22 protein-coding genes are annotated in these 26064 nt (G+C 67.3%); 5 read left to right on the plus strand and 17 right to left on the minus strand.

What is annotated here, in order from left to right:
- Nucleotides 1-6 precede the first annotated feature (6 nt).
- From tolA to aspS, 13 genes are all read right to left on the minus strand, one after another.
- Nucleotides 7-1044: a cell envelope integrity protein TolA gene (gene tolA, locus AC06DU_RS15225; RefSeq protein ID WP_478202748.1), complete on the minus strand. Its 1038-nt coding sequence runs from the start codon at nt 1042-1044 to the stop codon at nt 7-9.
- Nucleotides 1034-1483 (minus strand): protein TolR, encoded by a 450-nt coding sequence (tolR, locus tag AC06DU_RS15230; protein WP_016904126.1) that lies wholly within the window; start codon nt 1481-1483, stop codon nt 1034-1036. Before tolR ends, tolA begins: the two co-directional genes overlap by 11 nt.
- Nucleotides 1484-1718: 235 nt before the next feature.
- Complete coding sequence (gene tolQ / locus AC06DU_RS15235; RefSeq protein WP_016904125.1) at nt 1719-2498, minus strand: protein TolQ; 780 nt, start codon at nt 2496-2498, stop codon at nt 1719-1721.
- Between the two features lie 11 nt (nt 2499-2509).
- Entirely contained in the window at nt 2510-2968 is a 459-nt protein-coding gene (ybgC, locus tag AC06DU_RS15240; RefSeq protein ID WP_478202749.1) for a tol-pal system-associated acyl-CoA thioesterase, read from the minus strand.
- Between the two features lie 52 nt (nt 2969-3020).
- Nucleotides 3021-4061 (minus strand): Holliday junction branch migration DNA helicase RuvB, encoded by a 1041-nt coding sequence (ruvB, locus tag AC06DU_RS15245; RefSeq protein WP_104609133.1) that lies wholly within the window; start codon nt 4059-4061, stop codon nt 3021-3023.
- A 39-nt stretch (nt 4062-4100) separates the two neighbouring features.
- Complete coding sequence (locus AC06DU_RS15250; RefSeq protein WP_184379005.1) at nt 4101-5219, minus strand: SMI1/KNR4 family protein; 1119 nt, start codon at nt 5217-5219, stop codon at nt 4101-4103.
- 2 nt (nt 5220-5221) lie between these two features.
- Complete coding sequence (locus tag AC06DU_RS15255) at nt 5222-7129, minus strand: potassium transporter Kup (protein WP_026064726.1); 1908 nt, start codon at nt 7127-7129, stop codon at nt 5222-5224.
- 52 nt (nt 7130-7181) lie between these two features.
- Nucleotides 7182-7766, minus strand: coding sequence for a Holliday junction branch migration protein RuvA (gene ruvA, locus AC06DU_RS15260; RefSeq protein WP_016904121.1), 585 nt, complete (start codon nt 7764-7766; stop codon nt 7182-7184).
- 157 nt (nt 7767-7923) lie between these two features.
- Nucleotides 7924-8448 (minus strand): crossover junction endodeoxyribonuclease RuvC, encoded by a 525-nt coding sequence (gene ruvC, locus AC06DU_RS15265; RefSeq protein WP_016904120.1) that lies wholly within the window; start codon nt 8446-8448, stop codon nt 7924-7926.
- Between the two features lie 129 nt (nt 8449-8577).
- A complete protein-coding gene (locus AC06DU_RS15270; RefSeq protein WP_024940614.1) occupies nt 8578-9306 on the minus strand; it encodes a YebC/PmpR family DNA-binding transcriptional regulator in 729 nt (242 codons plus the stop codon).
- Between the two features lie 75 nt (nt 9307-9381).
- Nucleotides 9382-10059, minus strand: coding sequence for an alpha/beta hydrolase (locus tag AC06DU_RS15275; protein WP_046346029.1), 678 nt, complete (start codon nt 10057-10059; stop codon nt 9382-9384).
- A gap of 175 nt (nt 10060-10234) precedes the next feature.
- A complete protein-coding gene (locus AC06DU_RS15280; protein ID WP_039519508.1) occupies nt 10235-10762 on the minus strand; it encodes a GNAT family N-acetyltransferase in 528 nt (175 codons plus the stop codon).
- A gap of 385 nt (nt 10763-11147) precedes the next feature.
- Nucleotides 11148-12914 (minus strand): aspartate--tRNA ligase, encoded by a 1767-nt coding sequence (gene aspS, locus AC06DU_RS15285; protein WP_478202750.1) that lies wholly within the window; start codon nt 12912-12914, stop codon nt 11148-11150.
- Nucleotides 12915-13071: 157 nt separating this feature from the next.
- Here aspS and AC06DU_RS15290 point away from each other — a divergent pair, with 157 nt between their 5' ends.
- Entirely contained in the window at nt 13072-13842 is a 771-nt protein-coding gene (locus AC06DU_RS15290; RefSeq protein WP_478202751.1) for a DUF3011 domain-containing protein, read from the plus strand.
- 84 nt (nt 13843-13926) lie between these two features.
- Here AC06DU_RS15290 and AC06DU_RS15295 read toward each other — a convergent pair whose 3' ends face one another.
- Nucleotides 13927-14220: an FmdB family zinc ribbon protein gene (locus AC06DU_RS15295; protein ID WP_478202752.1), complete on the minus strand. Its 294-nt coding sequence runs from the start codon at nt 14218-14220 to the stop codon at nt 13927-13929.
- A 452-nt stretch (nt 14221-14672) separates the two neighbouring features.
- On the opposite strand from AC06DU_RS15295, the gene AC06DU_RS15300 reads away from it, so the two are divergent.
- The 3 genes from AC06DU_RS15300 to AC06DU_RS15310 all read left to right on the plus strand — a co-directional run bounded on the left by AC06DU_RS15300 (nt 14673) and on the right by AC06DU_RS15310 (nt 21518).
- Nucleotides 14673-15917, plus strand: coding sequence for an MFS transporter (locus tag AC06DU_RS15300; protein WP_478202753.1), 1245 nt, complete (start codon nt 14673-14675; stop codon nt 15915-15917).
- An 812-nt stretch (nt 15918-16729) separates the two neighbouring features.
- On the plus strand, nt 16730-19141 hold the full coding sequence (locus AC06DU_RS15305) for a TonB-dependent receptor domain-containing protein (RefSeq protein WP_478202754.1): 2412 nt from the start codon (nt 16730-16732) through the stop codon (nt 19139-19141).
- Between the two features lie 226 nt (nt 19142-19367).
- Nucleotides 19368-21518 (plus strand): phosphocholine-specific phospholipase C, encoded by a 2151-nt coding sequence (locus AC06DU_RS15310; protein WP_478202755.1) that lies wholly within the window; start codon nt 19368-19370, stop codon nt 21516-21518.
- 151 nt (nt 21519-21669) lie between these two features.
- On the opposite strand, the gene bla is transcribed toward AC06DU_RS15310, so the two are convergent.
- Nucleotides 21670-22563 carry a class A beta-lactamase gene (gene bla, locus AC06DU_RS15315; RefSeq protein ID WP_478202756.1) on the minus strand — a complete coding sequence of 298 codons (894 nt, stop codon included), beginning with the start codon at nt 22561-22563 and terminating at the stop codon, nt 21670-21672.
- A gap of 100 nt (nt 22564-22663) precedes the next feature.
- Here bla and ampR point away from each other — a divergent pair, with 100 nt between their 5' ends.
- Entirely contained in the window at nt 22664-23539 is an 876-nt protein-coding gene (gene ampR, locus AC06DU_RS15320; protein WP_104576459.1) for a LysR family transcriptional regulator AmpR, read from the plus strand.
- A gap of 18 nt (nt 23540-23557) precedes the next feature.
- Here ampR and AC06DU_RS15325 read toward each other — a convergent pair whose 3' ends face one another.
- The gene (locus AC06DU_RS15325; protein WP_046343867.1) at nt 23558-24058 is read right to left on the minus strand and encodes a YcxB family protein; all 501 of its coding nucleotides are present in this window, start codon (nt 24056-24058) and stop codon (nt 23558-23560) included.
- A 50-nt stretch (nt 24059-24108) separates the two neighbouring features.
- On the minus strand, nt 24109-26025 hold the full coding sequence (locus AC06DU_RS15330; protein ID WP_184608760.1) for an ABC-F family ATP-binding cassette domain-containing protein: 1917 nt from the start codon (nt 26023-26025) through the stop codon (nt 24109-24111).
- Nucleotides 26026-26064 lie beyond the last annotated feature (39 nt).

A 26064-nucleotide genomic window follows, 5' to 3' on the forward strand; every position in this document is an offset into this window, starting at 1 on the left:
GGATGACTAATCCTGGGGGGTGAACACAAATGTCAGGTTGCGCTGGAACACCGACTCGAACCCACGGTACGGCAATGGCTGCGCGCTCAGCACCGCTGCCTCGATCGAGCGCTGGCCGGCCTCGTCGTAAGGGCAACCCGGCGCCACCTTGGCCTCCATCACGGTGCCACCCGGCAACTGGCGGATGTTGATGCTGCATTTCTGGCCCGGCGGCACCGACGGCGGGCGCACCCACTGCGCCAGCACCTTCTGCTGGATCGCCGCGGCGTACTTGGCCGACAGATCGGTGTTGGTACCGCCCTGCCCTGCGGTCGGCTGCGCGGTGGCGGCGGCAGCCGACGAGGCCTGCTGCGCACGCGCGGCGGCGACCTGGCGCAGCTTCTGCTCGGCCAGCGCGGCTTCCTTGGTGGCCTGTTCGCGCTGGCGGCGGATGTCTGCGATCTTCTTTTCGCGTTCGGCATCGGCGGCAGCCTGCTGCACCGCGGCCTGCTTCTTCTTGGCGTCGGCTTCTTCCTGCTGCTTGGCCAGGCGCAGTTTCTGCTCGGCCTCTTCCTGGCGTTTGCGCTCGGTCAGGTCGATCTGCTCCTGACGGCGCTTGGCCTCCTGTTCCTGCTTGGCCTTTTCCGCCGACAGCGCCAGCGCGTCGACGCGGTCCTGGTCGACCTTGTCCGGCTGCGCGACACGTTCCTGCGCCTGCGCCTGTTGCGGCGTGGGCGCATCCTGCGGACGCGGTTCGGGAATCGGCTGCGGCGGCGGCACGGTGTCTTCCGGTGCCGGTTCGGGCAGCGGTGCCGGCGGTGGCGGTGCCTCCACCGGCGTGGCCTTCAGCGCCTGGCGCGCAACGCGTGCTTCGGCGGCGGACACGTCCAGCGAGGCTTCCATGCTGGGGTCGCCCGCGGCCGGCTCGACCGAGCGTTCGGGCGACCACAGCCAGCCGGCGATGAACACCAGCGCGACCAGCACGTGCACGACCAGGGCCAGCACGACCGGCCGCAGCCAGCCATCCTCGCGCGCCGTCTGAGTGGGGAGTGCGTCAGCGTGCATCGCTGCCTGCAGTGCCGCCGGAGTCGGAGATCAGGCCGACCTTCTCGACCTTGGCCTGCTTGAGCACGTCGATGGCGTCCATGATCTTTTGATACGGCGCGGCACGATCGCCGGCCACGACCACGCGCGCGTCCTTGTCCTGCGCCACGATGGCGGCCAGTTGCGCCTGCAGCGCCGCCACGTCCATCGCCTGCGGCTTGCCCTTGGGCAGCTGCAGTGCGAGCTGGCCGTCGGCGGCCACCACTACCACGACCGGATCCTGCTTGCTCTCCAGCGCCTTGGCGCGCGAGCTGGGCAGGTTGACGTCGGTGCTCAGGGTCAGCAGCGGCGCGGTCACCATGAAGATGATCAGCAGCACCAGCATCACGTCGATATACGGCACGACGTTGATGTCGGATTTGAGCTTGCGCTTCTTACGGCGGGAAATACCGGAAATCATCGCGGAACGTTCCTATTGATCCCCCGCACATGGATGTGCGGGCTCTTGCGAGGGACTCGCCCATCCAATCCATCGCACATGCGTGTGCGCGCTGTCGCGAGGGGCTTGCCTGTCCAATCCCTGCGCCGCGCCAGACGCGCATGTGCGAACGCCGCACCTGCCACGTCCACGCAGCGGGATGTGCGTGCCGTGACGGGGCATTCGCCTGGCTGCCGGCTGTCGCAGGGCACGCGCATTACTCGTCCGCGCCGGCCTGGCGCTGCAGGATCGAGCTGAACTCGTCGGCGAAGGTCTCGTAGCGCACCGACAGCCGTTCCACGCGGGTGGTGAAGCGGTTGTAGGCCCACACCGCGGGAATCGCCACGAACAGGCCGATGGCGGTGGCGAACAGCGCTTCGGAAATACCCGGTGCGACCGCAGCGATACCGGCCTGCTCGCCGCTGCTGACCATGTCGTGCATGGTCACCATGATGCCGAACACGGTGCCGACCAGGCCGACGTACGGCGCGGTGGAACCGATGTTGGCCAGCAATTCGAGATTGCGCTCGAGCTGGTCGACTTCGCGGGTGAAGGCGGTGCGCATGGCGCGCTGCGCGCCTTCCAGTTGCACCCGCCCGTCCAGCCGGCGGCGGTCGCGCAGCCGCGAGAACTCGCGGAAGCCGCTCTCGAACATCGACTCCAGGCCGCCGACGGTGCGGTTACGGTCGGTGGCCGACGCGTAGAGCTTGGCCAGATCGGCGCCAGACCAGAAGCGGTTTTCGAACTCGTCCGCCTCGCGGTTGGCCTGCTTGAAGGCGCGCGCCTTGCGGAAAATGATCACCCAGCTGATGAACGAGCCGATCAGCAGCAGCAACACGATGATCTTGACCGGGATACTCGCCCGCAGGATCAGATCGACATAGTTGATGCTGCTGTTGTGCGCCACGCTGGCGGTCTGTGCCGCAGCGGCGGCAACGTCCTGCGGTAGTGCTTCCACTACCGTGTCCTGCAGGGCCAGGAGCAATGCAATCGACATCCGTTTGTTCCTCAGTAATCGGATTCTGGGGTTTCTAGAGCTTTCAACACGTCATACAGCGCATCGTCCATCCCGCGCGGGCGTAAGTCGCTGGTGCCGAGTGCGGCAATGCGCACCTCGGCGGTCAGCAGCACTTCGCCCTCGCGACGTACCGACTGCGCAAACAGCAGGCTGGCCCGTTTGCATCGCAGCAGTACCGCCGACACTGACAGCGCGTCGTCGAGCCGGGCCGGCTTGAGGAAATCCAGTTGCATCGAGCGGACCGCGAACACCAGATCGTGCTGCTGGCGCATGCGCTCCTGCCCGTAGCCGAGTGCGCGCATCCACTCCGTGCGCGCCCGTTCCATGAAAGCGACGTAGCGCGCATGGTAGACCACGCCCCCGGCGTCGGTATCTTCCCAGTACACGCGTGTCGGCCAACTGAATACAGGCGGGGATTGGGGAATCGGGAGTCGGGAATCGGCGGTCATGGGCACGGAGTGTTGGTCGAGACGGCCTGGGCGCGCGATGAACGGAGCGTCATCAGAACAGCTCTCCCGGCTCGCCGAATCCTGGCGCGCGGTCCCGTGGCGGTTTCAGGCCCAGGTGCGTGTAGGCCTTGTGGGTGGCCATGCGGCCGCGCGCGGTGCGGATCAAAAAGCCCTGCTGGATCAGGTAGGGCTCGATCACGTCTTCCAGCGTGCCGCGCTCTTCCGACAGCGACGCAGCCAGCGACTCCACCCCGACCGGGCCGCCGTCGAAATGATCGACGATGGTGCGCAGCATGCGGCGGTCGAGCTCGTCGAAGCCTTCCGGGTCGACCTTGAGCATCTGCATCGCCGCCTGCGCCACCGGCAGGTCGATATGCCCCGCCGCCTTGACCTGGGCAAAGTCGCGCACCCGCCGCAGCAGCCGGTTGGCGATACGCGGGGTGCCGCGCGCGCGGCGGGCGATCTCGGCCGCACCCTCGGGCGTGCAGTCGATGCCCAGGATCGCCGCGGAGCGGATCACGATGCGGGTCAGTTCCTGCGGCGAATAGAACTCCAGCCGCTGCACGATGCCGAAGCGGTCGCGCAGCGGCGCGGTCAGCAGGCCGGCACGGGTGGTGGCACCGATCAGGGTGAACGGCGGCAGGTCGATCTTGATCGAGCGCGCGGCCGGGCCGTCGCCGATCATGATGTCGATCTGAAAATCCTCCATCGCCGGATACAGCACTTCCTCCACCACCGGCGAGAGGCGATGGATCTCGTCGATGAACAGCACATCGTGCGGCTGCAGGTTGGTCAGCAGCGCGGCCAGATCGCCGGCCTTCTCGATCACCGGGCCGGAGGTCGAGCGCAAGTTCACGCCCAGCTCGTTGGCGATGACATGACTGAGCGTGGTCTTGCCCAGACCCGGCGGCCCGAAGATCAGCACATGGTCCATCGCCTCGCCGCGCGCCTTGGCCGCTTCGATGTAGATCTCCATCTGCTCGCGCACCGGCTGTTGGCCCAGATAATCGGCCAGGCGCTTGGGGCGGATGCTCGCATCGGCGGCATCGTCTTCGCGGGTGGCACTGCTGGCGATGATGCGCTGTTCGGTCATCCCGCCATCTTCGCATGCCGCGTGCGGGCGGCGCAGCATCTAGCAATCAAGATCGGCCTGCCGCAGCACACTGAAGAACGCGTCGAAGCTGGGCGCGCGCCAGGTGGGGACCAGCCCCTCCCAGCGATCGAAATACACCACGTCCGGCTCGCACTGCGGGCCGCGCGCGCGATAGTCCAGGCACAACAGACAGTCAATGTTATGGCTTGACAGCACCAGCACCCGGTCCAGGCCGGCGTGCAGGCAGGCCGCCGCGCTGAAGTCGTCGGGGTCTTCGAAGGCAGCGGCCAGATCCAGCAGGCTGCCGATCTTCGCCAGCGGCGACAGATACCGATCCACCAGCACGCATTCCCAATCCACGTAAAGATCGGAGGGAAAGCGGGTCCGCGGCACCCAGCACCAGCCGGTGTCGCCGCCGTCCTGGACACTGTAGAGCTGCTTGAACAACGCCGGCAGGCGCACGCCCAGGCGCGCTTCGGTGGCAGCCAACACAGAGGCGTCCGCAGCGGCCCCGCCGTCGTTCCAGTACCCGGCACCGCTCCAGAACGTGGTCAACGCGGGCGGCTGCGGCTGCCAACGCACCACATCCCCATCGTGCTTGGCCTGCAAGGCGGGCGACCAGTAGTGGACATCGACCAACTGCGACAGCAGAGCGTCCACGTTGGCGAACTCCGCCAGCCTGCGATTATTGCCTGCGTCGACATAGACCACGGTGGGCTCAACATCGGATGCGGAGTAGTCCAGGCACAGCGCGCGGCTGGGCGTGCGGTCATCGGCGGCAATGACGATCAGGCGGCCGTCATCGCGACCGGCAGCCAGACCGGCAAATGCGTCATCGCGGTAGTCCTCGCGAGCGCGCACCTGTGCGAAGGAAAACAATTCTGCACTGCCAAGCAGGCGTGCACGCGGGATCAGCCATTCGGCCTTGAGCCAGTTGTCCGGTTCCTCAAGCGACTGGCCACGCGCCATCTGCACAGCGCCGCCGTCATAGCGTGCATACAGGCTGCGCAGCCACGCCGGCAGACGTACACCGAGCCGCGCCTGCGCCGCTGCGATGGCGGCCTCGCTCGCCGGCACGCGCCCGAGGTTGAGCGCTTCGTCCCAGAAGGTGGCCAGGCTCGGCGAACGACCGTAGATCATCCACTTGAGCGCTGCCATGCTCAGATCTCCACTTGCGCGCCCAGCTCGACCAGGCGGTTGCCGGGAATGCGGAAGAAGCCGGTGGCCGGGGCGGCGTTGCGATGCATCAGCGCGAACAGCTTGTCGCGCCAGATCGGCATGCCGCGGTTGGCGCTGGCCACGATGGTCTCGCGGCTGGCGAAGAAGGTGGTGTCCATCGGGTCGAAATGGATGCCGCCCTGGTCACAGGAACGCATCAGCGCCAGCGGCACGTCCGGCGTTTCCATGAAGCCGAAGCGCACATAGACGCGGTAGAACTCGTCGCCGATCGACTCGATCTGCAGGCGCTTGTCCGCCGGCGCGTACGGGATCGGCAAGGTGTCGACGTTGAGGAAGATGTTGCGCTCGTGCAGCACCTTGTTGTGCTTGAGGTTGTGCATCAGCGCATGCGGCACCACCATCGGGTCGGCGGTGAGGAACACCGCCATGCCCGGCACGCGCGCCGGCGGGGCCAGCATCAGGCCCGGCAGGAAGCTGTCGATGCGGATGCCGTCCTTGCGGATTTCCTCGCGCAGCAGCGCGCGGCCGCGGCGCCAGGTGCGCATCAGGGTGAACACCACGATGCCCAGCGCCAGCGGGAACCAGGCACCCTGCAACAGCTTGGCGCCGTTGGCGATGACGAAGGCCAGCTCGATGAAGAAGAACACCACGCACAGCGGCAGCACCCAGTTGCGCCAGCGCGGCCACAACGAGCGCGCCACCAGCGCCAGCAGCAGGGTGTCGATCAGCATGGTCATCGACACCGAGATGCCGTAGGCCACCGCCAGATTGGTGGAACTGCGGAAGATCAGCACCAGCGCGATCACCATCACCATCAGCAGCCAGTTGATGCCGGGCACGTAGATCTGACCGATGGTGGTGCGCGAGGTGTGCTTGATCAGCATGCGCGGGATGTAGCCCAGCTGCATCGCCTGGCGGGCCACCGAATAGGCGCCGGTGATGACCGCCTGCGACGCGATCACGGCCGCCAGCGTGGCCAGGATGATCATCGGATACAGCGCCCAGCCCGGCACCGCTTCGAAGAACGGGTTCTTCAGTGCGGAGGGGTGATTGAGCACCAGCGCGCCCTGCCCCAGGTAGTTGAGCAGCAGCATCGGCAACACGAAGAAATACCAGCCATGGCGGATCGGCTTGGCTCCGAAGTGGCCCATGTCCGCGTACAGCGCTTCACCGCCGGTCACCGCCAGCACCACTGCGCCCAGGATGAACACCCCGTGCCAGCCGTGCTCCATGAAGAAGCGGATCGCCCACCAGGGGTTGAAGGCCTTCATCACTTCCGGTGCGTCAACGATGTTCCAGGCGCCGATCGCCCCCAGCGACAGGAACCACAGGCAGGTGATCGGGCCGAACACCTTGCCGACCTTTTCGGTGCCGAAGCGCTGCACCATGAACACCACCAGCAGCACGATCACGGTGATCGGCACGATGAAGGGATGCAGGCTGGGCGCGGCGATTTCCAGGCCTTCGACCGCGCCCATCACCGAGATCGCCGGGGTGATCACGCCATCGCCGAAGAACAGCGAGGCGCCGAAGATGCCGAGAATGCCGACCACGTACGCCGAGCGCGACCCGCTGCGCAGGGTGCGCTGGGTCAGCGCCATCAAGGCCATGATGCCGCCCTCGCCCTCGTTGTCGGCACGCATGATGATGGTGACGTACTTGAGCGTCACCGTGACCATCAGCGCCCAGAACGCCAGCGACAGCACGCCCAGCACGGTGTCGTGGTCGCTGGTCAGCCCGTAGTGCGGCGAGAACGCCTCCTTGAGGGTGTACAGCGGACTGGTACCGATATCGCCGAAGACGACGCCGATGGCGCCGATGACCAAGGCCATATGGCTATTGGCAGGCGCATGGCCGTGGCCAGCTGCGGAAGTGGGGGTCTGGGACATGAAGTGGGCAGGGTATCGCCAAGTGGCGTGAAGGAGAGGAGGACGGCGCGGCCTAACGCAGCGCGGCCTGGAGGGCCTTGCGAATGACCGTGGCGACTTCGTCGCCTTCTGCCCCGGCCTCGCGTGCCATGCGTGCGGCCTCGGCCGGCTTGTAACCCAGTTGCTGCAAGGCCACCGTGGCCTCGGACACCGCATCCGGACCGAGCTGGCCGGTGATCGGCGCGCCACTGCTGAAGTCGGCGGCGCGGTCGCGCAGCTCCACCACCATACGCTCGGCGGTCTTCTTGCCGATGCCGGGGATGCGGGTCAGCGCGGTGATGTCGCCGCTGGTGATCAAGCGGGCGAACTCGTCCACGCTGACCCCGGACAGTACCGCCAGCGCGATCTTGGCGCCGATGCCGGTGACCTTCTGCACGTCGCGGAACAGCCTGCGCTCGCCTTCGCGCAGGAATCCATACAGCGACACGCTGTCTTCCTTCTGCGCGTAGTGGGTGAACAGGATCACGTCGCGGCCGACATCGGGCAGGTCGTAGAAGGTGCTCATCGGCGCCTCCAGCTCATACCCCACCCCACCGACATCGATCACCAGCCACGGCGGCTGCTTGTAGGCCAGCAGCCCGCGCAGGCGGCCGATCATTGGGCACCTCCAAGGAGGTGCCGGGATTGGGCATTGGGGATTGGGGATTGGTTAGTTCCCTCGCGACCGTTGACGACGCCCGCGTACAGCCCGATCAGCTCAGCGCGGACGGACCTGCCGTTGCCAATCCCCAATCCCGACTCCCGACTCCCGATTCTCATTTCTTGCGGCTCCAGGCCTGTTGGGTATTGACGCCCAGGCGCTGCGCGGTGGCGCGCACGTGGGCGTGAGTGATGGCGACCGCCAGTGCGTCGGCGGCGTCGGCCTGCAGCTTGCCTTTCAGGTTGAGCATGATGCCGACCATGTGCTGCACCTGCACCTTGTCCGCCCCGCCCTTGCCGACCAGTGCCAGCTTGATCTCGGTGGCAGCGTACTCGTGCACCGGCAGATCGCGCAGCACCACCGCGCAGATCGCCGCGCCGCGCGCGTGACCGAGCTTGAGCGCGGAATCGGCGCTCTTGCCCATGAACACCTTCTCGATCGCCACTTCCTGCGGCCGGTAGGTCTCGATCACCTCGCCCAGCCCGTGCAGCAGGCGCTTGAGCCGCTGCGCGAAGTCGCCCTCGCCCAGCAGCACCAGCGGCGCATGATAGACATGCCGGCTGCGACCGCTCTCGTCGACGTCGATGATGCCGAGCCCGGTGCGCTGGGAGCCGGGATCGATGCCGAGGATGCGGGTCATCGAGCGGCCGGGAATTGGGAGTCGGGAATCGGGAATGGGCAACGCGGCCTCCTGGCGTGCTCGACGCTGCCGAGCAATGCAGGATGCGGCTGTTTCGATTCCCGATTCTCCATTCCCAATTCCCGGCGCTTACGCGCCGAGCGCCGCTTGATCGACGTTCGAATAGACGTCCTGGACATCGTCCAGGTCTTCGAGCATGTCGAGCAGCTTGCGGACCTGCACGGCGGTGTCGCCGTCGACGGCGATGTCGTTTTCGGCGCGGAAGGTGATTTCGGCGTGTGCCGGCTCCAGGCCGGCGGCGGTCAGCGCCTGCTTGACCTGGGCAAAGGCGTCCGGGGCGGTCAGCACGTCGATGGCGCCGTCTTCCGGGTAGACCACCACATCGTCGGCGCCGGCTTCGATCGCCGCGTCGGTGAGGGTGTCTTCGTCGGTGCCGGCGGCAAAGCTCAGCACGCCCAGGCGCTTGAACATGAAGGCCACCGAGCCGTCGGTGCCCATGTTGCCGCCGCACTTGCTGAAGGCATGGCGCACATCGGCCACCGCGCGCACGCGGTTGTCGGTCAGGCAGTCCACGATCACCGCCACGCCGCCGGGGGCGTAGCCCTCGTAGCGCACTTCCTCGTACTCCACGCCTTCCAGCTCGCCGGTGGCTTTCTTGATGGCGCGCTCGATCACGTCCTTGGACATGTTCGCCGACAGACCCTTGTCCACCGCCACGCGCAGGCGCGGGTTGTTGGACGGATCGCCACCGCCGCCGCGCGCGGCGACGCTGATCTCGCGAATGATCTTGGTGAACATCTTGCCGCGCTTGGCGTCGGAGGCGTTCTTGCGGCCTTCGATGGAGGGGCCTCTACCCATGGGTGGTTCCAGACTGGCTTGGATGACAGGGCGCGGATTTTACCTGATTGCTCGCCCGCACCGGGGCGGCGGCGTTCAGTGGCGGAACCGGCCCTGGCGCAGGAAGCGCAGCACCTGCTGCGCGGCCTCGGGCGAGCGCAACAGGCCGCTGTGGCTGGCCTGCACCACGCAATGGTCGCGCAGCCCGGGCAGGCGGGTTTCGGCCAGCGCCACGGTGCCGTCCGAGCCGCCGTCCAGCGGCGCCAGCCATCGCCCTACCCCGCGCGCGACAGTGCCGGCGATCTGGCCGATCTCAGCCTCGCCCTCCCATTGCACGACACCGTGCTGCAGCAAGGCCGCGCTGCGCCCGAGCGCCCAGCGCCCGCCGCGGCGGGCCAGGCCGCGCGCGGCGGCGCTGCCGCACAACGGCGAGCCCAGACAGACCACGCGGCGCACCGGCAATTCGGGCGCGGCGCGCAGGGCCTGCAGCGCGACCAGCCCGCCCAGGCTGTGGCAGACCAGCAATTGCGCGCCGGTCGCCTGCAGGCGTTCGATCAGCCGTGGCACGGCCCGTTCGGGTCCGCCGAGCACACTGGCGTAGCCGAACAGCGCCGGCGCCAGGCCCTCGGCACGCAGCCGGCGCGCGAGCGGCAACAGCCAGTGCGCGGTGTTCCAGATGCCGTGCACCAGCAGCACGTCGGCGGTCGCGGCGCTCGCCCGCTCACGCAGGATGCGTTGGGAGTGACCCGGGATGAACGAGGATGCGCCGGACACGGAGGTCATGACCGCGACTTGGCGCCGGCTTCAGGTGAGCGCGGATGTGCGGCGGATCTGCCGCAGGTCGCTTGCGCGCGAATCAACGCCACCCGCGCCGGGCCGGCAGACCGACAACCGATTGGCGCCGGCAACCGTGGTCGCACGCCGCGCCAGCCGGGCATCGGCGCGCCGTTCAATCGGCCGCAATGCGCGGGGTGCGGCGCAGGATGAATTCGCGGTCGAGGATCTTGCCGACCGGGAAATCGTATTCGCCGACCTTTTCGAACCCGTAGCGGGCGTAGAAGCGCTGCGCGCCGAAATTCTCCGACCACACGCCGATCCACAACGTGCGCGGGCCGTCGCGCTCCAGCCATTCCAGCGTGGTCTCGAACAGGCGGCTGCCCCAGCCGCTGTTCTGGTAGTCCTTCAACAGATACAGCCGCTTGAGCTCACCGTCGCCGGGACGCACGTCCTGATGCGGCAGCCCGCAGGGGCCGGCGGCAGCGTGGCCGACCAGCAGGTTGTCCATCTCCAGCAGCCAGATCGCATAGTCCGGATGCGCCAGCACGATGCGCGCGCGCTCGACCGCATAGGTCTCCTGCAGGAAGCCGTGCAGATCCTCCTGCGGGTAGAGATGCCCGAAGGTTTCGGTAAAGGTCTGCGCAGCCAGCAGCGACAAGGCTTCGGCATCGTCCGGTGTGGCGCGGCGGATGCGGGTCATACGGGCGTCTCGTGCCGGGTGGACGTGGCAGCTTCGCGCATGCGGTGGTGGGGTCGCAAGCGGGGATTCGGGATTCGGGATTCGGGATTCGGGATTCGGGAATCGGGAATCGGGAATCGGGAATCGGGAATCGGGAATCGGGAATCGGAAGAGCATCTGCGATCCGATACGCGTTTGCGGGCCGGCGCGGCGTGGGCTGCGCGCAGTGCGTTGTTGAGGGCGAGCGCGGGGCAAGCTGCGTCGCAGCTGCGGCAGGCGCCGCCGGTGTGGGCATCGATCGTTGAGCGGGGGCGCGATGCGCCCGCGGCATCCCTGCACGCGACACGCTGCGCGGCGCGGCGTATCGGCTGCACGGCCACGCTGGGGTGGCCGTGTGGGTGGCAGGTCAGACCTGCTTGGGGCGTACCTGCACGTGCACTTCGGCCAGCTGATCGGCGGCGATCGGCGACGGGGCGTCGGTCATCAGGTCCTGTGCGCCGGTGGTCTTGGGGAACGGGATGACGTCGCGGATGGAGTCGGTGCCCGCCATCAGCGCCGCGATGCGGTCGATGCCGAAGGCGATGCCGCCGTGCGGCGGTGCGCCGTAGTTGAGCGCATCCAGCAGGAAACCGAACTTGGCGCGCGCTTCCTCGGCGCCGATGCCGAGCAGTTCGAACACCGCGCTCTGCATGTCCGGGCGGTGGATACGGATCGAGCCGCCGCCGATTTCGTTGCCGTTGAGCACCATGTCGTAACCGCGCGAGACCGCGGTGCGGGCATTGGCGCGCAGGTCGGCGATGTCGTCCACCGCCGGCGCGGTGAAGGGGTGATGCAGGGCCACGTAGCGCTGCGCCTCCTCGTCCCACTCGAACATCGGGAAATCGGTGACCCACAGCGGCGCCCAGCCATCGGCGATCAGGTTGAAATCCTTGCCGGCCTTCAAGCGCAGCGCGCCCATGAAGTCGGACACCTTGTTGTAGCCGCCGGCACCGAAGAACACGATGTCGCCGTTGCCGGCCCCGACGTGCTTGAGCAGCGCAGCGAAGGCGTCTTCGCTAAAGAACTTGGCGATCGGCGAGCTGACTTCGCCACTCTCCGACAGTTTGACGTAGGCCAGGCCCTTGGCGCCGTACTTGGCAGCGTGGGCGGCGTATTCGTCGATCTGTTTGCGCGACAGCGTGGCGCCACCGGGGATGCGCAGCGCGGCCACGCGGCCGTCGGCATCGTTGGCGGCGGCGGTGAACACCGGGAACTCGCTGCTCTTGACCAGTTCGGCCACGTCGACCAGTTCCAGCGCGATGCGCAGGTCCGGCTTGTCCGAGCCATAGCGACGCATCGCCTCGGCCCAGGTCATGCGCGGGAACTGCGCGGCCAGTTCGACGTCCACCACTTCGGCGAAGATGGCACGGATCATGTCTTCGACGAAATCCTGCACGTCGCGCTCGCGCACGAAGGCGAATTCCATGTCGAGCTGGGTGAACTCCAGCTGGCGGTCGGCGCGCAGCGCTTCGTCGCGGAAGCAACGCGCGATCTGGTAGTAGCGGTCGAAGCCGGCCACCATCAGGATCTGCTTGAACAGCTGCGGGCTCTGCGGCAAGGCGTAGAACTCGCCCGGATGCATGCGCGCCGGCACCAGGAAGTCGCGCGCGCCTTCCGGGGTGGCCTTGGTCAGGATCGGGGTTTCGATGTCCTGGAAATCGCGTGCGTCCAGGTGCCGGCGCAGCGCCTGCACCAGCTTGATGCGGGTGCGCTGCATGCGCTGCATTTCCGGACGGCGCAGGTCCAGATAGCGGTACTTCAGGCGCGTCTCCTCGCCCGGGTTCTCGTGCGCGTGGAACGGCAGCGGCGCGGCCTTGTTGAGGATGCTGATGCAGGTGGCGATCACTTCCACCTTGCCGGTGCGCAGCTTGTCGTTGACCGCGTGCCGCGCACGCACCACGCCTTCGACCTGCAGCACGTCCTCGTAGCCTAGGCTGGCGGCCACCTTGAACAGCTCGGCGCTGGCGTCGTCGCCGGCCACCGGTTCGACCGTCACCTGCACGATGCCTTCGTGGTCGCGCAGGTCGATGAAGCACACCCCGCCCAGGTTGCGGGCCACGTCGGTCCAGCCGGCGAGAGTGACGGTTTGGCCGATCAAGGTCTCGTCGACCAGGCCGCAGAAGTGGGTACGCATCGAAAGCTCCGCTGAAAAACCCGACACAGGACAGCGCCGGAGAGCCGGATATTCTGGGGCCGGCGGGCGGCAGGAGCAAATCGGCGGGCGCTCATGGCCGCTTAAGTCAGGGCCCGGCTGAATAGGCGCCAGACCCTTCCGCACCAAGGACGCCACGATGCTGCGCACCGCCCTGCTGCTCTCCGGCTTCGGCCTGATCACCCTGACCGGCCTGCTGACCAGCGCGCCTGCCGCCGCGCAGGACCGCGGCTGGAACGGCCCCAGCATCACCTGCTCCAGCAACGACAACCGTCGCCGCGAGTGCGATACGCCGTTCCGCGGCCGCGCGGTGCTGGTCGAGAACATCTCCGGCACGCGCTGCATCGAAGGCCGCAATTGGGGCAGCGAGCGCGGCCGCGTCTGGGTCGACAACGGCTGCCGCGCGCGCTTTGTCGATGGCCGCAACGGCGGCGGCTGGGGCGGCACCGGTGGCCCCGGCGGCGGCGGGGTGGCCGGCACGGTCCGCTGCGAGAGCAACGACCAGCGCCAGAAGATCTGCGACACCGGCTGGCGCCGCGCCATGCTGGTGCGCCAGCTGTCCAACACGCCCTGCGTGGAAGGCCGCAACTGGCGCCAGGATGGGGGCCGGATCTGGGTGGACGACGGCTGCCGGGGCGAGTTTGCGCAGGCACGCGGCGGCGGCTGGGACCGGGGTGACGGCGGCTACGCTGGCCGCGACGACCGCCCGCGCAACGATTACGCCATCACCTGCGCCAGCGACGACCGCCGCCTGCGTACCTGCGGCTGGGATGGCCGCTATGGCCGCCCGGTGCTGACCCGCCAGCTGTCCGACACCCGTTGCGAAGAAGGCCGCAGCTGGGGGTACGACGAGCGCCGCGCGACGGTGTGGGTCAACGATGGTTGCCGGGCACGCTTCGAGGCGCGTTGAGGCAGCGAACAGGCACGCCGCGCGCAACTGGGCCCAGGGGTTGGGACGTCCGCCCTGCCAGCGGCTGCGGCGCGCTGGTCCGGCTCAGGCGGGGTCGGCCGCGGGCTTGGCAGCAGGCTTGCTCTCGGCGGCGGCCGCCGGCTTGGCATCGCCGCCGGCGCTGCTGCTTTCGGTGAGGTTTTTCTTCTTCTCGCCCGCCGACTTGAAGTCGGTCTCATACCAGCCGTTGCCGGACAGACGGAACGAGGGCGCGGTGATCTGGCGCTTGATCGTGGCCGCCGCGCAGGCAGGACAGGTCTGCGGATCGGGGTCGGCCATCTTCTGCAGGCGGTCGAAGGCGTGACCGCAGGTGGTGCACTGGAAACCGTAGATGGGCATGGCAGGATCAGCTGAAGACGATGCGGGGCGCAGATTCTAGACGGATGCGGGCGGGCAGGTGCAGTGGGCCGTCTGCGACCCTGCACGCGCGCGAACATCTTGCGGGTGAGAGACATCGATCGATGGTGGCTGGGTGGCGCTTGCGCGCCAGGTGCGCTCGCTCGACATCGCCGTTCCAATCGGCAGAAACACGAGGTCGGAGTGTCGCGCGCGTATCGAAGGTAGCAGCCTACGCATCGAGCAGTCATCAAATCGGCGTGATCTCGCGAACCGCGCAGAGAGATGAGGCGACCATCCCGCACGCCACAAACTCACGCTTTGCATCGGCCTGACCTCACACCGGCCGCTATCGAGAGCCACTGAGCCAGGTCGTTTCGATCAAGCCGCACGACCCGGGCTGCTACACTCGAACACGTGATTGACGCGCCTCTCCCCCCACGAGGACCGCATCCATGTTGCGGCTGACTGCCTTATTGCTGGGCGTTGCCCTGCTGCTGACCGGCAGCGGGCTGCTCGGCACCTTGCTTGCCGTGCGCGGTGGCCAGGCCGGTTTCGATGCGCGTGCGCTGGGCCTGATCATGTCCGGGTATTTCGCCGGCTTCTTTCTCGGCACCTTTTTCGCACCGCCGCTGATTCGGCGTATCGGGCATATCCGCGCATTCGCCTTTTACGCGGCGCTGGCGGCGATTGCCGTGTTGCTGCATCCGATCTGGTTGAACGCCTGGGGCTGGGGCCTGCTGCGCCTGGTCACCGGCGCGGCACTGGTCGGCCTGTACACGGTGATCGAAAGCTGGCTCAACGCCGAGCCGGACGCGCGTCGGCGCAGCCGGGTGTTTTCGGTATACATGGCGATCAACCTGTCGGCGTTGGCGCTGGGCCAGATCCTGCTCACTGCAGGCGATGCGGGCGCACCGGCGATGTTCACGCTGACGGCAATCCTGATCTGTGCGGCGGTGATGCCGGTGATGACCACGCGCCTGATTCCGCCCGAAGTGCCGCACGTCTCGCGGCTGCGACTGAAAACGCTGTACGCGTTGGCGCCGGTGGCGACCATCGGCGCGGGACTGTCGGGCCTGGCGATGGGGGCGTTCTGGGGCTTGCTGCCGGTGTACGCCAACCGCATCGGGCTGGATGCCGATGGCGTGGCGATGTTCATGCTCACCGCCATCGTCGGCGGCGCGGTGTTGCAGTGGCCGATCGGGCGCATCAGCGATGGCCATGACCGGCGCATCGGCCTGGTCACGATCAGCGTGCTGGCAGCCGGCATTGCGATCGCCGCCGCGGTGCCGATGGTGCAGGCACAGACCCACCTGCTGTTCGTGCTGTTCTTCGTCTACGGCGGGTTGGCGTTCTCGCTGTATCCGTTTGCGGTGGCGCACATGCTCGATTACCTGCCGCGCGAAGATCTGCTCTCCGGCTGCAGTAGCCTGCTGCTGGTGCATGGCGTGGGCGCGGCGATCGGTCCGGCCCTGGCCGGTGGCGCAATGCAGAAATTCGGGCCTGCGGCACTGCCGGTGTATTTCGCGGTGATGCTGTTGGCGCTGTCCGGATTTACCCTGACCCGCTTGCTGCGCTTCACGCGCCGCCGCACCCATCCGATCTCCTTCCGCCCGATGTTGCGCACCACGCCATCGGCGCTGGAGTTGATGCCGGAAACACAACAGGCCGAAGCGGCGCCGCACACCAAGGGCGGCTGATACACCTGTTTCGCTGTCGTCGGTCGCTGCGCTGCTGATCAGGCGATATGCGGCGTTGCTGCAGAGGCCCCTTTGCCCGCCCACCATTGCGAGGGGCGCCGCAAGGCGAAGCAGCTGGTGGACGACTTTTTGGATGGATCAGTTGTCAAGCGGTTGATCTGCGGCCTGGCTGCAAGGCCCTTGCCCGCCCCACCCTCGCGGGACACGCCGCAAGTACATCCTTGTAGGCTCTTACGCGGCATCCATGCCGCGTAAGGTCCCGCGACGGTGGACGGACAAGGACCAGTCGAGATGGTCGGTGTGCATGGTTAAGAGCAGTCAGAGCGGTGCGTGGTGCGCGTCGTTTGATCCTGATGCGCCGGCTCGATGTCCGACACACGTTTCGACAAGCGGCTTTTCACGCGGCCACCGACCAAATGTCTGGTGCGGTGTCCTTACCGGTTGCGGGACCCTTGGCGGCATGGATGCCGCCAAGGAGCCTCCATGGACGGATTCACGGCGTGTCCTGCAAGTGGTGAGGGCACCGCGCACTCGACTTACCAGGCTTTTGACCTGAGCACTTGAGTGCATCTACAACAACGCGACGATTCGAAATCGCTTGTCTTGAAGTGGAGACAACGCTGCAACACGAAACTCCGGGTGTCTTGCAACAGCGCGGCCCAGAAACATCGAAAAAGTGCTGAATCGCCATCGTCCCGACGTTAGGACTTCCCAAGTCCATCTGGTGATCCCGGCCACACCTTTAGCGCGGTCATCATCACGCAATGCAAGCGCGGCAGTCTTTGCGGACCCTCCCCGCTTGTTGGATTGCAATGGATTCGACGTCCTCCTCGCGCGTGCGCCGTTCGGCCACGCTCGCCTTGTTGCTGGTTCCGCTCACCCTGCCCGCTTATGCGCAACAAGTCCCCGATGGCGCAGCGTCTGGCCCGGCTGCGGCCGAACCGGGCAGCGCTGGCGAACAGGTGTCCACGCTGGATCAGGTGCAGGTGGTCGGCCAGGCGATGACGTATTCCAAGACCAACGTCAGCAAGGAAATGCTGGACCGCCAGTTCGTGCTCGGCAGCGTCAACGATGCGCTCAACGAACTGCCCGGCGTGGTGGTCACCGAGGCCGATGCCTTCGGCTCGTCGGATTGGGGCACCCAGATCAGCATGCGCGGCTTTGTCAGCAATCGCGATACCCAGCAGATCGGCACCACCATCGATGGTGTGCCCAACGGCGGTTCGGCGTATGGCGGCGGCTCCAAGGCCAACCGTTTCATCGACATGCCGGACCTGGAAACGGTGGAAGTCAGCCAGGGCACCGCCGACATCGCCTCGCGCTCCAACGAAGCGCTGGGCGGCACCTTGAACTATCTCACCGGCGAGCCGCTGGAAGAGCAGCGCGTGCGCGTGATCGGCGGCATCGGCGACAACCAGGCGCGCAAGTATTACGCGCGCTACGACACCGGCCTGCTCGGCGGCAACACGCGCGCCTGGGTCAGCGGCTCGTCGGCACGCAACGACGATTGGATCGACGGCAGCGGCCACACCAGCCGCGATCATCTGGCCGGCAAGTTCGTCAGCATCCTGGACAAGTGGACCCTCAGCGGCTACGCGTCCTACGACGATGCCGACGAATCCGAATACACCAGCGTGACGCCCGAGCAGTTCGCGCGCGACCCCGAGCACGATCTGTTGACCGGCACGCTCACCGGCATTCCGTACCTGGACCAGAACTACCGCTCCGGCTCGCGTGCGCTGCGCAAGAATACCTTTGGTTATCTGCGCGGCGCCTTCGATGGCGGCAACGGCTTCAAGACCACGCTGACCGGCTATGCGCATCGCATGCAGGGCCGCGGCGACTGGATTCCGCCTTATCTGGTGGATGTCACCAACGATGGCGCCGGCGCGCCGGAATCCGAAGCGCTTGGCGGCAACACCGTGTACGCCGGCAGCGACCTGGGCAAGCTGTACTACCTCACGCCCGGCGGCGCGGCCGCGACCATGCTGGCCGGTTGCGCCGGCAGCGATGCGGTGCCGGCCGAATCCAACCCGGCCTGCTATCCGGCCGGCTCGGTGCCGGTGCAGTCGTATCGGCACAGCCACTACGACAACCACCGCGCCGGCGCGATGGCCGATGTGGAATGGCGCGCCGAACTCGGCGCCATCGACAACACCGTGCGCGCCGGCGCCTGGCTGGAGCGCTACGACCGCAGTGTCACCCGCGACTGGCATCGCCTGCTCAACGTCGGCACCAACATCAGCTTCGATCATCAGCCGTACTGGGTGCAGTTCAAGGACAACTACCAGACCGACGAGCAGATGTATTACGTCGAGGACGTGATGCGCTACGGCGCCTTCGCCTGGCGCGTGGGCGTCAAGCAGTTCTTCGTCGACCAGACCCGCGACCGCCGCATCGGCGATGCGCAGCATGTGGAATCGGATTCGCATTCGGACCCGCTGCTGTCGGCCGGCCTGACCTGGACCACCCCGGTGCAGGGCCTGGAAGCCTTTGCCGGCTACTCGCAGAACTTCGCCGCGATTCCCTCCGGCGTGCTCGGCGAGACCGACCCGGTCGCACTGAGCCGCGTGCAACCGGAAACCGCCGACAACGTCGAACTCGGCCTACGCCTCAGCCGCTGGCCGCTGACCGGCAGCGTGACCCTGTACGACATCCGCTTCGACAACCGCATCGTCTATGTGCCGGCCAACTTCGTCACCGGCATCGATTACCTGGGCGAAACCGACGGCGTGTACGAGAACTTCGGCGGCGTGCATGCGCGCGGCGTGGAAGCAGCACTGGGCTATGGCTGGGACAACGGCTGGCGCATCAACGGTGCCTACACCTACAACAAGGCCGATTACCTGGGCAGCGGCGACGCCGCACGCGATACCGCGCTGGAGATCACCCCGGGCGCGCAGGTGATCGGCCAACCGCGCAACACCCTGGTGATGTCGGCGGACTGGCGCGGCCAGGCGTGGCGCTTCGGTGTGTCCGGGCGCTATCTGGGCAAGCGCTACCTGGATGCCTCCAACCGCGCCGCACTCGATGGCGTGACCACCTTCGATGCCAACCTCGGGGTGGAGCTGTCGCAGCTGTCGTCGCAGCTCAAGGGCCTGCAGCTGGCGCTCAACGTCAGCAACCTCACCGACAAACGCTACCTGGAAGGCGTGGACGGCAGCGACAGCGCCTTTATCGCCGCGCCACGCACGGTCGGGCTGACGTTGACGCTGGATCTCTAACGTCGGCGGCGTATGGCCGAGCTGCGCGGGACAGGCTTTGCGATGTGCTGGAGCGGATCGGGCTGAAGACACGCCACCCGATCCGCTCACTGCATCGGCTGCCACGCAGGTGTAAACGGAGAGGATCGGCGGTGTTGCAAGCGCAAGACAATAAACCCGCTGACGCGTCGGTTAAGCTCAGCCCGCTCCAACGCAGACAGGATGGGAACGCCAACCAGGTGACACGATGATCGACCTTCCCCGCCGCCGCGTTCTGCAGACCGGGCTTGCCAGTGCCGCCGCCGCGCTGCTGCCGCCCAGCATCGCGCGGGCCGCCGCCATCGCGCCGGACCGCCGCACCGGCACGCTGGAGGATCTGCAGCATGTGGTGATCCTGATGCAGGAAAACCGCGCCTTCGATCATTACTTCGGCAGCCTGCCCGGCGTGCGCGGGTTCGGCGATCGTTTTCCGATTCCCGCACCGCCGTTACCGGGCGCGCCCGCGCGCACGGTGTGGCTGCAGCCCAGCGAAGACGGCCGCCAATGGCTGACGCCGTTTGCGCTGGATACGGCAGCGCAATTCGGCTTCATGCGCGTGCAAGGCACGCCGCATAGTTGGGTGGATGCGCAACACGCCTGGGATCACGGCCGGCTCGGCCACTGGGCCGCCGCCAAGCACAACCATGCGCTGGGCTATTACCGGCGCGCGGATATTCCGTTCCAGTACGCGCTCGCCGACGCCTTCACCATCTGCGATGCGTACCACGCCTCGATCCAAACCGGTACCAATTCCAATCGCGTGTTCCTGTGGAGCGGCGGCAACGATCCGCAGGCGCGCGCCGGTGGCCCGGTGATCGGCAACTCGCACGACAACTTTGCGGAGCTGGGCGGTTTCGCCGACCCCTACCGCTGGACGACCTACGTCGAGCAGCTACAGAGCGCCGGCGTGTCCTGGCAGATCTATCAGGACATGCGCGACAACTTCACCGACAACCCGCTGGCGGGCTTTGCGCCGTTCCGACAGGCCTTCGCTGCTGCGCCCGGGCACGATGCGCAACTGCGTGCGCGTGGTGTTAGCACGCGCGGTGTCGAGCAGCTGCGCGCCGATGTGCTGGGCGGGCAACTGCCATCGGTGAGTTTCATCATTGCCGATGCGGCCGGCAGCGAACACCCTGATCCCTCCAGCCCAGCGCAAGGCGCGGCCTACACTGCACGCGTGCTGGATGCGCTCACCGCCGACCCGCAGGTGTGGAGCCGCACCGCACTGCTGTTGATGTTCGACGAGAACGACGGCTTTTTCGATCACATGCCGCCGCCGGCGCCGCCGTCGCCGGACCCACGCGCGGCCGGCGGCTTTGCGGGCGCATCCAGCATTGCCACCGACGACGATTACCACCGCCACCCGGCACCGGGCGAACAGAAGGTGGATCTGCCCGAGCTGCGCGGCCGCCCCTATGGCCTGGGTCCGCGTGTGCCGCTGTACGTGATCTCGCCGTGGAGCCGCGGCGGCTGGGTGGATTCGCAGGTGTACGACCACACGTCGATATTGCGGCTGCTGGAACGCCGCTTCGGCGTGCCCGCACCGGAGATCACGCCGTGGCGGCGCGCAGTCTGTGGCGACCTGGTCAATGCGTTCGATTTCCGCACGGCCGATGCGCGCCCGTTCGCCGCGGCGCTGCCCGATGTCAGCGCAACCGCAGCGCGCGCAGCAGCCCTGCGCGAACACGCACTGCCACCGTTGCCTGCCGCGTTGCAACCGCCGCAGCAGCCCTTCGGTACACGCCGTTCGCGGGCGCTTCCGTATCGCCCAGGCGTGGAACTGGCCCTGTTGCCCGAGCGTGGCCAGGTGAAGCTGCGCATGTCCAACGCGGGTGCTGCGGTGGTCCTGCATGTCTACGACCGCTTCGATCTTGCGGCGATTCCGCGCCGTTACACCGTAGGGAGCGGCGCAGCAGTGGATGCCACGTGGACCACCGACGATGGCCGTTACGATCTGTGGTTGCTCGGCCCCAACGGATTCCATCGTCACTACCGTGGCGATCTGAGTGCACCGTTGCTGGTGACCGAGATCACCCAGGACGCGAACGATCCCGCGGCCGTGTCGTTATCGCTGCGCAATGCCGGCAGCACTGTCGTGCAGGTGGAGCTGCAACCGGCCGCATATTCAGCCGCGCAGCCGCATGAACGCCTGAGCGTTGCACCCGGCACCACCGAGCAGCGCCGTTGGAAGGCGGCGGCAACTGGCGGCTGGTACGACCTGTGGGTACACCACGACGGCGCAGCCCAGCGTCTGGCCGGACGTATCGAAACCGGCACCGACAGCGTCAGCGATCCAGCCATGGGCGGGCCAGCACGGCTGCAGCAAGATCTGCCTTTGCCGTTCGGCGCACCCGGCTGAGCCTTGCAGCCGGGCCTGCGGTGAGAACGCAGGCTGCTGCGTGCTCAGCATGCTTGCGCACGGTGCCGCTCAGTGCGCGTCGGCCGCATCCAGCATGCCAATCGTTCCCACTCACACGCGACATAACGCGGGAGGCAGCGGGTCGTTGCGCTCACCCCACCATGCTGTCGCGCACCGCGGCCGCCACCGCCTTCAACGCCGCATCGCGCGCATCGCTGTCGACGCTGGCGCCATTCAAGTACGCGGTGAGCAGCAATGGTGCCTTGCCTGCCGGTGGCCAGATGATGGCGATGTCGTTGCGGGTGTCGCTGCCGTTGCTGCCGGTCTTGTCGCCGATCTTCCAGCCGCGCGGCAGGCCGGCGCGCAGGCAGGTATCGCCGGTGCGGTTGTCGATCATCCAGTCGGTCAGCTGCTTGCGCGAGGCCGGTTGCAGCGCGTTGCCGAGCAGCAGGGTGCGCAAGGTGGCGGCCATTGCCGCTGGCGTGGTGGTGTCGCGCGGGTCGCCCGGGGCAAACCGGTTCATCTCCGGCTCGCGGCGGTCGCTGCGGGTGTGCGCATCGCCGATGCCGCGCAGGAACGCGGTCAGGCCGGCCGGGTTGCCGACCAGCGGAAACAGCAGGTTGGCGGCCGGGTTGTCGCTGTAGATCATCGTGGCCCGGCAGAGCTCGGCCACGCTCAGCGACCCGCCGACATGGCGCTCGGTGACCGGGGCGTGCTCGAGCATGTCGGAGGCGCGGATCTTGACCCGTTGCACCAGCGTCAGCTTGCCCTGGTCCACCCGCTGCAAGACTGCCGCAGCCAATACAAATTTGAAGGTGCTGCACATCGGAAAGCGCTCGTCCTCGCGCTGGCCGAGGCGCTTGCCGGTGGCGCTGTCGAGCAGGCTGATGCCCAGGCGGCCGCCGGTGCGGCGTTCGATCTCCGCCCACTGCGCCCGCAGCACATCGTCCGCCGTCATCGCCGGGGTGAGTGCCCCTGCAGGTCTGGAGGCCGCAAGCAGCACGCCCGCGCCGGTTGCGTACAAGAATTGTCGACGGTTCAACATGCAGCAGCCTCCCGGTGAGAGCCCGCAGTATCGGCGCATGCCGGCCACCGGACTATTGCGATGTTTCGATCCCTGGCATGAATTGAACTAATCTCTGTGCATGCCCCGGCCCCGTCTTCCGCTCAATGCCCTGCGCGCCTTCGAGGCCGCCGCGCGCCACCAGAACCTGACCCGCGCCGCGAGCGAGCTGTGCGTCAGCCAGGCCGCGCTCAGCCACCAGATCAAGGCGCTGGAACAGCAACTGGGCAGCAGCCTGTTCCACCGCCTGCCACGCGGCGTGGCGCTCACCGACGAGGGCGCGGCGCTGGCACCGGTGCTCGGCGAGGCCTTCGACCGCATCGCGGCGACCCTGGAGCGCTTTGCCGACGGGCGCTATCGCGAGGTGCTCAGCGTCGGCGTGGTCGGCACCTTCGCCACCGGCTGGCTGCTGCCGCGATTGCCAGCGTTTCATGCCGCGCATCCGGAGATCGAATTGCGCCTTTCCACCCACAACAACCGGGTCGATCTGGCTGGCGAAGGGCTGGATCTGGCGATCCGTTTTGGCGACGGCGACTGGCAGGGCCAGATCGCCCATGCGCTGATGGAGGCGCCGTTTGCGCCGGTGTGCGCGCCCAGCATGGCGCGGGGCCTGCGCACACCGGCCGATCTGGCCCAGCTGCCGTTATTGCGCTCGTACCGTCTGGACGAATGGCCGCAGTGGTTTCGCGCGGCGGGCGTGGCCGAAGTCGCCGCACGCGGGGCGATGTTCGATTCGTCGTTGACGCTGGCCAGCGCGGCGGCCGCCGGTGCCGGCGTGGCATTGTTGCCGTTGCCGATGTTTCGCCAGGATCTGGATGCCGGGCGCCTGGTCTGCCCGTTCCCGATCCAGATCGACGCCGGACGCTATTGGCTCACCCGGCTGCGCTCGCGCCCGGAAGGCGATGCCGATGCACGATTGCGCGACTGGCTGACAACGGAGCAACAGCGCTCCGGTTGAGCGAGCCCGCCGCTGCGCTCAGCGGCGCGCGGATGCCGCGATCCCCTGCACCGCCACGCGGCGAAACGCCTCGTAGTGCGCCCTGTCGGCGAACCAGTGCGGGGCGAACAGCTCGAACAAGCGGTCGTTGTGATACAGCAGCAGCACCCGCTCGTTCTCGCGGTAGCGGATGTAATCGGACCAGGGCCGGCGCAGTCGCCCGTCTGCCCAGGTGATCTCCAGCCCGGTCTCGTCCCACGCAAAGGTGTAGGTATGCCGCAGCGCGGCCTGCTGCGCGTGCAGGCGTTTGATCTTCCGCGGCAAGCCCCAGACGTGCAACACCACCAGGCCGATCAAGCCGCCGCCTCCGGCACCGATCAGCATCGGGCCGATGATTTCGCCGGCCCCGATCAGTTGCAGCAACCCCGCCCCGATCAACAGCAGGACCACCAGGATCACGATCAACAGCTTGGCCGTCTGTCGCGCATGCAGGCGCTGCGCGGCCAGATGGTCTTCCAGACTGATGGTGGCGCTGATCATGTTGCCTACCTCCCTGTGCTTGGCCCCACGCGCATCGTAACGCCTGCGCGTTACGCGCCTTCGATCAACTCCATCCACGCCGCTTCGGCTGTGGCCAGCTGCTGCGCCGTCGCCTCGCGGTCGCGGCCCAGCACCGCCATTTTGTCGGTGTCGGCATAGTTGCCGGGGTTGGCCAGTTCGCGGTCCAGTGCCGCCAGCGCCGCTTCCAGTTCGCCGACGCGCTTTTCCGCGCTGGCCAGCTTGTGCGGGTTGACGGCCTTTTTCGGCGGCAGCGGCTTGGTCGGCGGCGGCGGAGTCGGCGCCACTTCGGCCATCTTCTGCTTGGTGCCCTGCGCGGCCGGGCGGCTGCGCAGCCAGGCGGCGTATTCGTCCAGATCGCCAGCGAACGGCTCGACCACGCCATCGGCCACGCGCCAGAAACTGTCGCAGACCAGGCCGATCAGATGGCGGTCATGCGAGACCATCACGATGGCGCCCTCGAAGTCGCTCAGCGCTTCGGCCAGGGCCTCGCGCATCTCCAGGTCCAGATGGTTGGTCGGTTCGTCCAGCAGCAGCACGTTCGGCTGCTGCCAGGCGATCAGCGCCAGCGCCAGACGCGCGCGCTCGCCGCCGGAAAACCCGTCCACCACTTCGAAGGCGCGGTCGCCGGCGAAGTTCCATTTCCCCAGGAAATCGCGGAACGCCTGATTGGCGCCATCCGGCGACAGCTCGCGGAAGTGATCCATCGGCGACTGGCCCTCGTGCAGCGATTCCACCGTGTGCTGGGCGAAGTAGCCGATCCGCAGATCCGGATGCGCACTGCGCTCGCCCGACAGCGGCTGCAGCTCGCCCACCAGCGTCTTGACCAGCGTTGACTTACCCGCACCATTCGGCCCCAGCAACCCGATCCGGTCACCCGCCTCCAATCCGAATCCGACATCGTGCAACACGGTAATCGCATCGCTGGACCCCAGCTTTTGCGATTCCCCATTCCCGATTCCCGATTCCCGCGGCGCAGCCGCATACCCGCACGCAGCGTGATTCAGCCGGATCAACGAAAACGGCAACCGATTGGGCTGGGCGAACTGGATGCGGAATTCGCGCTCGGCGCGTACCGCCTCGGTGCCGGCCATCTTGGCCAGGCGCTTCATGCGGCTCTGTGCCTGGGTGGCCTTGCTGGCCTGCGCCTTGAAGCGGTCGATGAAGCTCTGCAGATGCGCACGCTCGGCCTGTTCCTTGTCGTGGGCGATCTGCTGCTGACGCAGGTGCTCGATGCGCTGGCGCTCGAAATCGGTATAGCCGCCGACGTACAGCTTGGCGGTGCCGCCGTGCAGATGCAGCGTATGCGTGGCCACGTTGTCGAGGAACTCGCGGTCATGCGAAATCAGCAGCAAGGTGCCCGGGTACTTGAGCAGCCATTGCTCCAGCCACAGCACCGCATCCATGTCCAGGTGGTTGGTCGGTTCGTCCAGCAGCAGCAGGTCGCTGGGCATCATCAGCGCGCGCGCCAGGTTCAGGCGCACCCGCCAGCCGCCGGAGAACGAGGACACCGCGCGGTGATGGGTGTCGGCCGGGAAGCCCAGGCCGTGCAGCAACTTGCCGGCACGCGCCTCGGCGTCGTAGGCGCCCAGCTCGGCCATCTTCTGGTGCGCATTGGCGACCGCTTCCCAGTCCTCACGCGCAGTGGCTGCGGCCTCTTCCTGCAGGATCGCCGAGACCTCGATGTCGCCGCCGAGCACGAACGACAGCGCCGGATCGGGCAGCGACGGGGTTTCCTGCGAGACGCTGGCGGTGCGCACCTTGCCGGGCAGGTCGACATCGCCCTTGTCCGCTTCCAGTTCGCCCTTGACCGCGGCGAACAGGCTCGACTTGCCGGTGCCATTGCGGCCCACCACACCGACGCGGTAGCCGGCGTGCATGGTCAGGTCGACGTTGGACAACAGCAGACGCTCGCCGCGTCGCATGGAGAAGTTGCGCAGGGAAATCATTGATGGACAGTCCGATAGAACGAAAAGGAATGAGCAGAT

The organism is Xanthomonas sp. NCPPB 3200, from assembly GCF_056393585.1.